The following is a 13,055-nucleotide window of genomic DNA, read 5'->3' as shown; positions in this document are numbered from 1 at the left end:
CATGAACCTCTCGAAATTCTTCATCGACCGGCCGATCTTCGCGGCGGTCCTCTCCATCCTGATCTTCCTGGCAGGGCTGCTCTCGATCAGGGCCCTGCCGATCTCGGAATACCCGGAAGTCGTCCCGCCGACGGTCGTCGTGCGGGCGCAATATCCGGGCGCGAGCCCGCGCGTGATCGCCGAGACGGTGGCGACGCCGATCGAGGAGCAGATCAACGGCGTCGAAGGCATGCTCTACATGTCGAGCCAGGCGACGACCGACGGCGTCATGACGCTGAACGTCACCTTCAGGCTCGGCACCGACCCGGACAAGGCCCAGCAGCTCGTCCAGAACCGCGTCAGCCAGGCCGAGCCGCGCCTGCCCGAGGAGGTGCGCCGGCTCGGTGTCACCACGGTCAAGAGCTCGCCCGACCTGACGATGGTGGTGCACATCACCTCGCCGAACGGCCGCTATGACATGACCTATCTGCGGAACTACGCGGTGCTGAACGTCAAGGATCGGCTCGCACGCATCGACGGCGTCGGCCAGGTCCAGCTCTTCGGCTCCGGCGACTACTCGATGCGCGTCTGGCTCGACCCGCAGAAGGTCGCCGAGCACGGGCTATCGCCCGGCGACGTCGTGCGCGAGATCCGCGCCCAGAACGTCCAGGCCGCAGCTGGCGTCATCGGCGCCTCGCCGAATGCGCCGGGCCTCGACCTCCAGCTTTCGGTGAATGCCCAGGGCCGCCTCCAGAACGAAGAGCAGTTCGGCGAGATCATCGTCAAGACCGCAGCCGACGGCGCGGTCGTCCGGCTGAAGGACGTCTCCCGCATCGAGCTGGGCGCCGCCGACTATGCGCTGCGCTCGCTGCTCAACGGCAAGTCGGCCGTCGCCGTGCCGGTCTTCCAGGCGCCGGGCTCGAACGCCATCGCGATCGCCGACCGCGTCCAGGAGACCATGCGCGAGATCAAGCAGAACATGCCCGAGGGCGTGGACTACTCGATCGTCTACGACACCACCCAGTTCGTGCGCGCCTCGATCAAGGCGGTGATCTCGACGCTGTTGGAGGCAGTGGCGCTCGTCGTGCTCGTCGTCATCGTCTTCCTGCAGACCTGGCGCGCTTCGATCATCCCGCTCGTCGCCGTACCGATCTCGGTCGTCGGCACCTTCGCGGTGATGTATCTCCTCGGCTTCTCGATCAATGCGCTGAGCCTGTTCGGCCTCGTGCTGGCCATCGGCATCGTCGTCGACGACGCCATCGTCGTGGTCGAGAATGTCGAGCGCAACATCGAGAACGGGCTCGCCCCACGCGAAGCGACCTACAAGGCGATGCGCGAGGTCTCCGGCCCGATCATCGCAATCGCGCTGGTGCTCGTCGCGGTCTTCGTGCCGCTCGCCTTCATCTCGGGCCTGACCGGCCAGTTCTACCGTCAGTTCGCGCTGACCATCGCGATCTCGACGGTGATCTCGGCTATCAACTCGCTTACCCTGTCGCCGGCTCTCGCTGCGCTCCTGCTGAAGGGCCACCACGCGCCCAAGGATGCGCTGACGCGGGCCATGGACAAGCTGTTCGGCTGGTTCTTCCGCGCCTTCAACCGCTTCTTCCATCGCTCGTCGGAAGCCTATGGCGGCGGCGTGCGCCGGGTGATCTCGCATCGCGCGGTGATGCTCGCGGTCTATGTCGTGCTGCTCGGCCTCACCGGCGTGCTGTTCAAGGCGGTGCCGTCGGGCTTCGTGCCGGGCCAGGACAAGCAGTATCTCGTCGGCTTCGCGCAGCTGCCTGATGCCGCGACCCTCGACCGCACGGAGGACGTCATCCGCCGCATGGACGAGATTGCGCTGAAGCACCCGGGCGTCGAGAACGCGATCTCCTTCCCCGGTCTCTCGATCAACGGTTTCACCAACTCCTCCAACTCCGGCATCGTCTTCGTCGCCCTGAAGCCCTTCGACCAGCGCAAGGACCCGGCGCTCAGCGGCAACGCCATCGCGATGCAGCTCAACAAGGAATTCGCAGGCATCAAGGAGGCCTTCATCGCGATGTTCCCGCCGCCGCCCGTGCAGGGCCTCGGTACGATCGGCGGCTTCAAGCTGCAGATCGAGGACCGCGCCGGCCTGGGCTATGCGGCGCTCGACGAGGCGACCAAGGCCTTCATGGCCAAGGCGGCGACCGCGCCCGAGATCGCCGGCCTGTTCTCGAGCTTCCAGGTCAACGTCCCGCAGCTCTATGCCGATATCGACCGCACCAAGGCCCGCCAGCTCGGCGTGCCCGTGACGGAAGTCTTCGACACGCTGCAGACCTATCTCGGCTCGACCTATGTCAACGACTTCAACCGCTTCGGCCGCACCTATACCGTGCGCGTCCAGGCCGATGCGCCCTTCCGCGCCCAGCCCGAGCATATCGGCCAGCTCAAGGTGCGCTCGACGACGGGAGAGATGATCCCGCTCAGCGCGGTGCTCAACGTGCGCACCGATTCCGGTCCGGAACGCGCCATGCGCTATAACGGCTTCCTCTCGGCCGACATCAATGCCGGCGCGGCTCCGGGCTTCTCGTCGGGTCAGGCGCAGGAAGCGGTGGAGCGCATCGCGAAGGAGACCCTGCCCAAGGGCTTCGCCTTCGAATGGACCGAGCTGACCTATCAGGAGATCCTGGCGGGCAATTCGGCGGTGATCGTCTTCCCCGTGGCCATCCTGCTCGTCCTGCTGGTGCTGGCCGCCCAGTACGAGAGCATGACCCTGCCGATCGCGATCCTGCTGATCATCCCGATGGGGCTGCTGGCGGCGCTGACCGGCGTCTGGCTCTCGGGCGGAGACAACAACGTCTTCACCCAGATCGGCCTCGTCGTGCTGGTCGGACTATCGGCCAAGAACGCCATCCTGATCGTCGAATTCGCGCGAGAGCTCGAATTCGAGGGCAGGACGCCGGTCGAGGCTGCGATCGAGGCCAGCCGCCTGCGTCTCCGTCCGATCCTGATGACCTCGCTCGCCTTCGTCATGGGCGTGGTGCCGCTGGTGATCTCGACCGGGGCCGGCGCCGAGATGCGGCAGGCGATGGGCATCGCGGTCTTCGCGGGCATGATCGGCGTCACCGCCTTCGGCATCTTCCTGACGCCGGTCTTCTACGTGCTGATGAGGAAGCTCGCGGGCAACCGCCCGCTCGCCCGGCATGATATCGAACAGCCGGTCTTGCAGGCTGCCGAGTAAGCCCAAGCAATGAGAGAAAACCGCCTCCGGCCACTGGTCGGAGGCGGTTTCGTTTCAGGCTGTCTCAGCGATAGCGCCGCTGCACGGTGAGATGGGCGATCATGGTGAGCAGGATCGTCGCGGTCATCAGGATGAACGAGATCGCGCCGCCGAAGGGCCAGTTGTTCTGCTGCGCGAACTGGCCATAGACCAGCGGCCCCATCATCTGGAATTTCGGCCCGCCCAGCAGCACCGGCGTGGCATAGGCGTTCATCGCCAGGATGAAGGTCAGGATCGTGCCGGCGAGGATGCCGGGCAGCGCGAGCGGCCAGAGCACACGACGGAACATCGCGGCAGGCCCGGCGCCGAGGCTGAAGGCGGCTTCCTCGACATTGCGCGGAATGCCCTCGATCACGCTCTGCAGCGTCAGCACCATGAAGGGCAGGTTGACCGCGATGATGCCGATCAGCACGGCATTCTCGGTATACATGATCTCGAGCGGCTCATCGATCAGGCCTAAGCCCATCAGCGAGGCATTGAACGCCCCCTTGCTGCCGAAGATGGTCATCCAGCCGGCGGCGCGCACGGCATTGCCGACGAAGAGCGGCAGCACCACCGCGATGACCATGAGATTCTTGAAGCGGCTCTGCGTGCGCGCCAGCACATAGGCGAGCGGGAAACCCATGACGAGGCAGATCAGCGTGCAGATCACCGCGACGCGCACGGTGCGGAGGAGCACGTTGAGATAATAGGCGTCGGTGAAGAACTTGACGTAGTTCTCGATCACCAGCGCGTCGACCATGAACTGGCCGGGCACGAACTTGTTGAGCGAGTAGCGGAACAGGATCGCCAGCGGCCCGATCAGCATGAGCGCGACGAAGAGCGTCGCCGGCACGACGAGCAGGCCGGCGAGCCTGGTGCGGGCGCCGGCGACGGCTTCGGGAGCGGCGCTCATGAACCACTCCCCAAGCTTATGTCGACGGCATGGTTTGACCGTTCGCCAGCGCGAGCCGGAAGCGCAGAAAGCCGCGTCAGGCGGCCGCGATGGTCGAACGGACGAGCCATGTCAGCCCTTGAAGACCTTGTCCCACCACTCCTTCATCGCCGAATCGTTCTTGGCGAGGAAGGCATAGTCGAGATCCTTCAGGGTCTTCTCCTCCTCCGGCGTGAAGCCGATGCGCTTGTGCAGCGCCGGATCGACATTGAGGCCGGTGACGGTGCCGTTATAGCCCATGTCGACGGCGAAGGCCTCCTGCGGCGCCTTGGCCAGCATCGCATCCATATAGGCGTAGGCGTTCTCCTTGTTCGGCGCGTTCTTCTGGATCACGAAGCCCGAAACATAGGTCGGGATGCCCTCGATCGGCGAGACCGCCTCGCACGGAATGCCGGCGTTCTGCCATTGCACGACGCGCGCCTTCCAGATCGCGCTGATGCCGACTTCCTCGTTCTTCATCGCCTGGGCGAAGGCCTCGTTGGTCGGGTAGACGCGCGCGCCCGCCTTCTTGACCGCGAGCAGGACCTCCTTGGCCTTCTCGATGTCGTTCATGTCCTTGCCGCCGGTCGCCGCCATCGAGGCCGCGATGAAGATCGACTGGTACTGGATGTCGATGAAGCCGATCTTCGAGCCCCATTTCGGATCGAGCCAGTCCTTGAACCCCTTCGGCGCCGGCGAGATGATCTTGGGATTGTAGATCACGACGTTGCCCGAATAGATATGCCCCATCCCGTAGGGGTATTTCATCGTCGGCAGCAGGTTCTTGGCATTTGGCAGCTTGGAATAGTCGATCTGCTCGAGCACGCCCGCTTCGTTCATCTCGAACATGTTGGCGGCCGAGAGACCCTGGATGTCGACGGTGCCACGCGGCAGGCGTTTCTCGGCGACCATCTTGGCGCGGCGCGGCGCGTCGCCGGCCTGGTCCTGCACCACCTCGATACCCTTGGGCTTGAGGATCGGGTCTTCGACGTTCTTGGTCAAAAGCCTCGCGTAGTCGCCGCCCCAGGTGCCGACGACGACGCGGCCGCCGGATTGGGCGAAGGCCGGCATGCCGGTGGCTGTCGCCAGCGCAGCCGCGCCTGCACCTTTCAGAATATCCCGCCTGTCGAATGAAGCCATGGTATTCCCCTCGTTTTTGGACGCCGAATGGGCTTTCACGCCCCTTGCGGATAGACGAGCCCGGCGTTTTCGGCCCAGCCTATCGTGATGCTCTCGCCGACATGCGGCTCGGCCAAACCGACCTTATTCGGGATCTGCAGCAGCATGCGGTCCTGCTCGTTGAGCGCGACCTGGACGTCGAGCAGCGCGCCGAGATAGGAGGCATGCTCGATCCGTGCCGGAAAGCGGTTGGGCAGCCCCTCCGCCTCAGCCCCGACCGCGATCCGCTCGGGTCTGAGCGCGAGCGTCGCCGCACCGGGCACCGATGCAGCGCTGCAGGCGATGTCGAGCCCGCCGCCGGTCCGGAAGCGGCCTTGCGCAGCGACCTCGCCATCGATGAAGGCGCTGCGCCCGATGAAGCCCGCGACGAAGCGATTGGCCGGCTTCTCGTAAAGCTCGCGCTGGGTGCCGATCTGGCGCACCTGCCCCTTTTCCATGACGACAAGGCGGTCCGCCATGGTCAGCGCCTCCTCCTGGTCATGGGTCACCATGACCGTGGTGAGGCCGAGCTTCTGCTGCAATTCGCGGATCTCGATCCGGACCTCGAGGCGCAGCTTGGCGTCGAGATTGGAGAGGGGTTCGTCGAGCAGCAGCACCTGCGGCTCCATCGCCAGCGCCCGAGCCAAGGCGACGCGCTGCTGTTGGCCGCCGGAGAGCTGGCGCGGATAGCGCTCGTCGAAGCCGCCGAGCCGGACCAGCCGTAGCGCCTCGGCGACGCGCGGGCCGCGCTCGGCCTGCGGCACCTTGTGCATCTCCAGGCCGAAAGCGACGTTCTGCGCGACGGTCATGTGCGGAAACAGCGCGTAGCTCTGGAAGACCAGGCCGCAATGGCGCTTCCACGGCGGCAGGTTGGTGACGTCCTGATCGCCGATCGTGATCGCGCCCGCGCTCGGCGGCACGAAGCCGGCGATCATGCGCAGCGTCGTCGTCTTGCCGCAGCCGGAGGGGCCGAGCAGCACCAGGAACTCGCCGTCGGCGACGGAGAGATCGACATCGTCAACGACCGTGAGGCCGCCATACGCCTTCTTCAGATGCGAGAGCGAGAGCTGTGCCATCGTTAGGATCTCGCCATCCGTTCACACCACCCGGCTCAGTTTGACATAGCGATCGGTCACGATCATCGCGACGGCGATCAGGACGATCTGGATGAGGGAGGCTGCCGCCACCGTCGGATCGATCTTCCATTCGAGATACTGGAGGATCGCGATCGGCAGCGTCGTCCGGCCCGGCCCGACTAGGAAGAGGCTCATCTCGAGATTGCCGAACGAGGTCACGAAGGCGAACAGCGAAGCCGCCACGATACCGGGCCGGATGCTGGGCAGCGTCACCCGCCAGAAGGTCGTGACCGGGCCGGCGCCCAGATTCTGCGCGGCTTCCTCGATCGAGCGGTCGAAACCGGCGAGGCTCGCCGTCACCAGCCGCACCACCCAGGGAATAACGACGAGGGTATGGGCCGCGACCAGGCCGCCGAGCGAGCCCAATACCGGCCATTCCGTGGCGATCTCGATCTCGATCTGGAAGACATAGGTCGCGGTGCCCAGCACGATGCCCGGCATCACCAGCGGCAGCAGCAGGAGCGTGCTGATGCCACCGCCCAGCGGGATGCGATGGCGCACCAGGGCGAGGCTTGCCGGCACGCCAAGGAGAAGGCCGATCAACGTCGAGGCGACGGCAACCTGAACGCTCAGCGTGAAACCGTCGATGAAGGACTTGTTGTTCGCCGCCCCGGCGAACCATTTCAGCGAATAGCCCTCCGGCGGAAAGGAGGGGATTTCCTGCCGGAAGAAGGCGAGCCAGGTCACGAAGATCAGGGGAAGCAGGATGAAGCCGAGCGACAGCGCGGCCGCACCGTTCAGCGCATAGCGCCCGAATCGCGGCGAACCGGCGCTCACCCAGCTTGTCCCTGATGGCAGGCCGTTCCCTGCCGTATGTCATCCACTCTGGAGGCCAAGACCGTTCCCTCGTTTGAGCGGCAGTTTGCGACGCCACTTACAAACAGTGAAGCCTGCATTTCCGTCATGCGCTGACCGGCGACTGGGCAGCGCTTCAATGCAGCGTGTTCTTGTGGAAGGCACCGCCCTTCATAATCGCCGCCAGGTGCTTGCCCTGTTCCTGGAACAGCGCGAGATCCTTCAGCGGGTCGCCGTCAACGAGGATCAAATCGGCGAAGGCGCCGGTCTGGACCGTGCCGAGCTTGCCTTCCATGCGCAGGATTTGGGCACCAACCGTGGTCGCCGAGCGGATGATCTCCAGCGGCGAGAGCACCTCGCGGCGCAGCAGGAACTCGCGCGACTGCTCGACCTGCAACTGCCCGAGCAGGTCCGAGCCGAAAGCAACCGGCACGCCGGCGCGCTTGCAGATTTCCAGCGACCGCAGACCGCCATCGATGACGAGATCGTTCTTGGCCAGCATGTCGCCGGTCATGCCGAACTCGGCCGCCCGCTCCTTCATCGCGTAATAGGCGACGAGATTGGCGGTGAGGAACATGTTGTTCTCGGCCATCAACTTGGCGGAGGCGTCGTCGATCAGGTTGCCGTGCTCGATCGCGCGCACGCCGCATTGCGCGGCCCGCGTGATCGCCTCCGGCGTATAGGCATGGGCGCAGACATAGCGGCCGAAGGCCTTCGCCTCCTCGACGGCGGCCTTCACCTCGTCGACGCTGAACTGCATCGAATCCAGCGGGTCGTAGGGGCTGGCGACGCCGCCGGACATCATGATCTTGATATGGTCGGCGCCGAGCCGCATCTGCTCGCGTACCGATTTCCGCACCGAGGAGACGCCGTCGGAGACGTTCATCGTATAGGCCATGGCGTTGCAGCAATGGCAGCGCGCGCCGAAATCGGTGCGCCGGCGCGGGTCGCTATGGCCGCCGGTCGGGCCGATCGCAGCGCCCGCGATGAATAGGCGGGGCCCCGCGACATCGCCCTTCTCGACCGCTTCCTTGATGCCCCAGTCGGCGCCGCCGGTGTCGCGCACGCTGGTAAAGCCGCGATCGAGCATGCCCTTCATCAAACGGACGGCACGTGCCGTCATCAGCGTCAGCGGCATGCTCTCCATCGTCCGGATATAGACCTCCGACAGGAACACATGGACATGGCTGTCGATCAGGCCCGGCATCAGCGTGCGGCCGCCACAATCGATCACGTCGGCCTTGGCGGGCTTCAGCGGCTTGTCGGAGAGTTCGCGGATCGTGTCGCCCTCGACGACGAGCTCATAGCCCCGGCGCAATTCACCGAAACCGGGTTCGAGCAAAGCGAAGTTCTTGAAATGCAGCATCGTCATTCCCGCCTCCGAACATGCCTGCCAGGGAGCACCGGGCTCCGAGCACCCACATGATATGCACGCAACATCCAAACTGTCGACAGCGTAAGGGCGGTTGATTGCCCCTCCGGCGGATACCCGTCGCCGGTCGCACATCGTGGGGTTATCCAGCCAGATCGGCGTTGCGCGGCTGATCGATGGCGGGTTCACTCAGGCCCCAACGGAGATTCGCAACCGCCATGCCGGGCCCACTGAACGGGATCAAGATCGTCGACCTGACCACGGTCATCGCCGGCCCCTATGCGACGCAGACGCTGGGCGACATGGGTGCCGATGTCCTGAAGGTCGAGCCGCCGGGCGGCGACATCATGCGCGCGCCCGGCCCGGCCCGCTCGCCGGGCATGGGTGCCGCCTTCCTCAACTGCAACCGCAACAAGCGCAGCGTCGCGCTCGACATGAAATCGGCCGAGGACCTCGCCCGCCTGCGGGAGCTGATCGCGGACGCCGACATCTTCATCCACAACATGCGGATGGAAGCGGCCCGCCGGAACGGGCTCGATCCGGAGACACTGCTCGCCCGCCATCCGCGCCTGATCTACTGCGCCATCGTCGGCTTCGGGCAGGACGGGCCCTATCGCGACCGGCCGGCCTATGACGACGTCATCCAGGCCGCCTCTGGTTGGGCCGCTCTGGCTGAGCGCTCGGGCGATGCGCCAGCCTACGCACCCACGATCGTCGCCGACAAGACGACCGCCCTCTTCGCCGTCGGCGCGATCAATGCGGCGCTCTATCACCGCGCGGTCTCGGGAGAAGGCCAGGCGATCGAGGTCCCGATGTTCGAGGCGATGGTCTCCTTCCTCGCGGTCGAGCATCTCGGCGGCCGCAGCTTCGAGCCGGCGCTTGGCGAGAGCGGCTATTCCCGGGTGCTGTCGCGGCATCGCCGGCCCTACCGGACCGCCGACGGCTTTATCGCGGTGATGCCTTATACGGCAGCGCATTGGCGTGCGTTGTTCCAGGCGGCAGGGCGCCAGGACTGGGCGACGGAACCGGCGCTCAATGACGGCGCGGCGCGCGCGGCGATGATCGATACGCTCTACGAGCGCCTGGCGGAATGCCTGCTGGACCGCGCTTCCGCCGAATGGCAGTCGATCCTCGACCGGATCGACGTGCCCTGCTCGGCCATCAACACGCTCGACGACCTCCTGGACGATCCGCATCTGAAGGCCACGGGCTTCTTCGAGGCTGTCGAGCATCCCACGGAAGGGCGACTGGTCACGACGAAGCCGCCGATCCGCTTCAGCAAGACGCCCTGCGCGATCACGCGGCAGGCGCCAAGCCGACCCCGCTGAACGCAGGACAGTCCAGGCCGCACGCGACGCTGCGATCTGGCCCGCGACATCATCGTGCCCTTGCTGTGGACGTGACGGAATGCGAGAACGCCGGGCAGTGCCAGCGACGCCCGACCCTGCCGGAATGGAAGCACTGTTTCTCCATTCATCCGCTTGCGAGCCGAACGGCAAATCTGCTCTTGATTTCAGACCGATGAGACATCGTTCACTCCTGGCAGCCGCTGCACCGCCATTGCCCGATCGCGAGATCGGCGGCGGGTCCCGGCTGGTTCACGGATCGTGAGGCCTCGCTTGCGCATTCTCCTGCTCAATCCCAACACCATGCCGGAGATGACGGCGCTGGTCGCGCGCGTGGTCCAGCCCTATCTGCCGGCGCAGGCCGAGCTTGTGCCGGTCACCGGTCGCTTCGGCGCGCATTACATCGCCAGCCGCAGCGCCGGCGTCATCGCCGCCCATGCCGCGCTCGAAGCCTTCGCCGAGCATGGCGGGGACTGCGACGGCGTCTACCTTGCCTGCTTCGGCGATCCCGGCCTGCTCGCCCTCAAGGAAATGGCCCGCATCCCGGTGATTGGCATGGCGGAGGCCAGCAGCCGCTATGCCGCGGAACAGGCCGAGCGCTTCGCCATCGTCACCGGCGGCGAGCGCTGGGGGCCGATCCTGCACGAATTCGTCAGCTCGATCGGGCTGGGCAACCGCCTCGCCGCCGTCGAGACCGTGGCTCCCACCGGCGCCGATATCGCCCGCGACCCGGACGGCTCGATCGCGATGCTCGCCGAAGCCTGCCGCCGGGTGGCCAAGCGTGATGGCGCCGGCGCGGTCATCCTCGGCGGCGCCGGGCTTGCAGGCCTTGCGCCGCGCGTCCAGCCGCTTGTCGACGTGCCCGTGATCTGCTCGGCCGAGGCCGGCATCCGGATGCTGCTGGCCGAACTCGACCAGCCGCAGCCGAAGCCGCGGGAAGGCGACCTCGCCCTGCCCGCTCCCGTCACCAGCACCGGGCTCTCGGACGGCCTCTCGCGGCTGCTGGCGCAGCCCTGAACGGGCGGTTTCAGCCCTTGCCGGCGATCGACGTGCCGTTCAGGCCCGCGATCCAGTCCGACAGCATCGGCACGTAATCCTCGCCCTTGCCGCTGGCGACGGCGGTGGCAAAGCTGTTCTTCACGGCATTGCCGATCGGGTTGGCGACGCCGGCCTCATTGGCGACGCTCTCCAGATAGCGCACATCCTTCAATGCGTTGCTCAGCGTGAACTTATGGGCGTCGCGGTCGCGCTCCAGCACGTACTGCATGAAGGTCTGGTAGAAGCCGCAATCCATGCGGCTGCCGCGAATGACGCTGTCGAAGGTCTGGGGCGTGATCCCGATCTTCTGGCCGAGCGTCAATGCCTCGGCATAGATCGCGGCGTAGCCGAGCGAGAGGAAGTTGTTGATCAGCTTCATCTTGTGGCCGTCGCCGACGGGGCCGAGATGCACGATCTTCTGCGCCCAGGCCTCGCAGGCCGGCTTGATCCGGGCGAAGACCTCTGGAGAGGCGCCGATCATCGCCGAGAGCTGGCCGAGCGCGGCCTGCGCCGGCGTGCCGCCGAGCGGCGCATCGGCGAGATGAAGCCCCTTCGCTTCGAGCTCGGCCGCCAGCTTCACCGTCACAGTCGGGTCCGAGGTCGAGCAATCGACGATCACCGTGCCCGGCTTCGCCCCGGCGACGATGCCGCTCTCGCCCTTCACCACCGCCTCGACCTGGGCCGAGCCGGTCACACACAGGAAGATGATGTCGGAGCGCGCCGCGAGCTCCTTCGCCGTCTTCGCTTCCACCGCCCCGGCCGCGACGAGCTCCTCGACCGGCTTGCGGTTGCGGTGTCCCATCACGGTCAGCGGAAAGCCCTTGTCCACAAGATTACGGGCCATGCCCTGCCCCATGAAGCCGACGCCGATGAAGCCGATGGACTCTTTGCGTGCGCTCATCTTCAAATTCTCCCGCTGATATGGTTGAGATGGACCCGGACGTCGGCGACATGGCCGGACCGGAAGCCGGCCGCGAGGCCTGCGCTCAGTGTGGACGAGTCATGACTGCGAGCGACCCGCCCGGGCTCCGCCAGCCCAAGAGCCCGCCGCCAGGCCGCGGCCGCGTGACCTTGCAGGTCATCGCCGAGCGACTCTCGGTCTCGACCGCGACGGTGTCTCTGGCCTTGCGCGGCTCGCAGCTCGTAGCGGAAGCGACGCGTAACCGCGTGCGCGAGATCGCCCGCGAGATGGGCTACAGCTACAATCGCAGCGCCGCCTCGCTGCGTACCGATCGCACCAACATCATCGGCGTCGGCTTCCACGACATCACCAACCCCTATTTCGCCGAATTGCTGGCCGCGATCGAGGAAACCGCGGCCCGCAACGACCGCTCGATCCTGCTCGGGACCTATGCCGAGAACCTGGACCGGCAGCAGCGCGTGCTGAGCACGCTCGCCGAATACCGGCCGGACGGCATGGTCCTCTGCCCGGCCGGCGCCAGCACGGCCGAGAACCTGCTCCCCCTCGTCGATGCCGGCATACCGATCGTCCAGCTTTCGCGCGAAATTCCTGAACTCGACCTCGATTTCGTCGGCTCCGACGACCGCCACGGCACCAATCTGGCGATGGAGCATCTGATCGGGCTCGGCCACCGTCGCATCGCCTTTCTCTGCGCCAACGAGAACATCTCGACCGGCCGCAACCGCTATGCCGGCTACCGCGAGGCGCTTGCGCGCCATGGCCTGCCCTTCGACCCGGCGCTGGTCCATTTCGACTACGGCACCCGCGAGAACGGGCTGAAGGGCATGCAGAAGGTCCTCGATGCGGAGAACCCGCCGACCGCCGCCGTCTGCATGAACGATCTCGCCGCCTTCGGCGCCATGCTCGGCCTGCGCCATCGCGGGCTGGAGGCCGGGGCCGATTTCTCGATCGTCGGCTGCGACGATGTGCAGGAAGCCGCGCAATGGTACCCGGCCCTGACCACCGTCCGCAATTTCCAGGACGAGATGGGGCGCAAATCCGCCGAATTCCTGCTGAACCGCATCGCCGATCCCCATGCCCCGACGCAGCGGCTCCTGCTGACGCCGGCCCTCATCGTCAGGGGTACGACCAGCCCGCCGCCGCGCTGAGTCTTCT

General features: G+C 66.2%; 10 protein-coding genes. 4 read left to right on the top strand and 6 right to left on the bottom strand.

Features of this window, described 5'->3' with window-relative positions:
- Position 1: 1 nt before the first annotated feature.
- Positions 2–3,181, top strand: coding sequence for an efflux RND transporter permease subunit (locus tag ASE61_RS22225; protein WP_061970641.1), 3,180 nt, complete (start codon positions 2–4; stop codon positions 3,179–3,181).
- 64 nt (positions 3,182–3,245) lie between these two features.
- Here the strand turns inward: ASE61_RS22225 and ASE61_RS22220 are convergent, their stop codons facing one another.
- From ASE61_RS22220 to ASE61_RS22200, 5 genes are all read right to left on the bottom strand, one after another.
- On the bottom strand, positions 3,246–4,115 hold the full coding sequence (locus ASE61_RS22220; RefSeq protein WP_061970639.1) for an ABC transporter permease: 870 nt from the start codon (positions 4,113–4,115) through the stop codon (positions 3,246–3,248).
- Positions 4,116–4,226: 111 nt separating this feature from the next.
- Positions 4,227–5,273, bottom strand: a complete 1,047-nt coding sequence (locus ASE61_RS22215) for an ABC transporter substrate-binding protein (RefSeq protein WP_061970637.1) — start codon at positions 5,271–5,273, stop codon at positions 4,227–4,229.
- A 35-nt stretch (positions 5,274–5,308) separates the two neighbouring features.
- Positions 5,309–6,367: an ABC transporter ATP-binding protein gene (locus ASE61_RS22210; RefSeq protein ID WP_061970635.1), complete on the bottom strand. Its 1,059-nt coding sequence runs from the start codon at positions 6,365–6,367 to the stop codon at positions 5,309–5,311.
- Positions 6,368–6,388: 21 nt separating this feature from the next.
- A complete protein-coding gene (locus ASE61_RS22205) occupies positions 6,389–7,204 on the bottom strand; it encodes an ABC transporter permease (RefSeq protein WP_200959675.1) in 816 nt (271 codons plus the stop codon).
- Between the two features lie 154 nt (positions 7,205–7,358).
- Complete coding sequence (locus tag ASE61_RS22200; RefSeq protein ID WP_061970632.1) at positions 7,359–8,594, bottom strand: metal-dependent hydrolase family protein; 1,236 nt, start codon at positions 8,592–8,594, stop codon at positions 7,359–7,361.
- Between the two features lie 218 nt (positions 8,595–8,812).
- Here ASE61_RS22200 and ASE61_RS22195 point away from each other — a divergent pair, with 218 nt between their 5' ends.
- Together ASE61_RS22195 and ASE61_RS22190 are read left to right on the top strand one after the other, a co-directional pair.
- The gene (locus tag ASE61_RS22195; protein ID WP_061970630.1) at positions 8,813–9,922 is read left to right on the top strand and encodes a CaiB/BaiF CoA transferase family protein; all 1,110 of its coding nucleotides are present in this window, start codon (positions 8,813–8,815) and stop codon (positions 9,920–9,922) included.
- A gap of 291 nt (positions 9,923–10,213) precedes the next feature.
- The gene (locus tag ASE61_RS22190; RefSeq protein WP_061970629.1) at positions 10,214–10,957 is read left to right on the top strand and encodes an aspartate/glutamate racemase family protein; all 744 of its coding nucleotides are present in this window, start codon (positions 10,214–10,216) and stop codon (positions 10,955–10,957) included.
- Between the two features lie 10 nt (positions 10,958–10,967).
- Here ASE61_RS22190 and ASE61_RS22185 read toward each other — a convergent pair whose 3' ends face one another.
- Positions 10,968–11,879 carry an NAD(P)-dependent oxidoreductase gene (locus ASE61_RS22185; RefSeq protein WP_061970627.1) on the bottom strand — a complete coding sequence of 304 codons (912 nt, stop codon included), beginning with the start codon at positions 11,877–11,879 and terminating at the stop codon, positions 10,968–10,970.
- A 101-nt stretch (positions 11,880–11,980) separates the two neighbouring features.
- On the opposite strand from ASE61_RS22185, the gene ASE61_RS22180 reads away from it, so the two are divergent.
- The gene (locus ASE61_RS22180; protein ID WP_061970742.1) at positions 11,981–13,048 is read left to right on the top strand and encodes a LacI family DNA-binding transcriptional regulator; all 1,068 of its coding nucleotides are present in this window, start codon (positions 11,981–11,983) and stop codon (positions 13,046–13,048) included.
- Positions 13,049–13,055: the final 7 nt, after the last annotated feature.

Origin of the sequence: Allobosea sp. Root670, assembly GCF_001429415.1 — a bacterium.
Classification (GTDB): domain Bacteria; phylum Pseudomonadota; class Alphaproteobacteria; order Rhizobiales; family Beijerinckiaceae; genus Allobosea; species Allobosea robiniae.
This window is presented reverse-complemented; position numbering and strand designations above follow the sequence as displayed.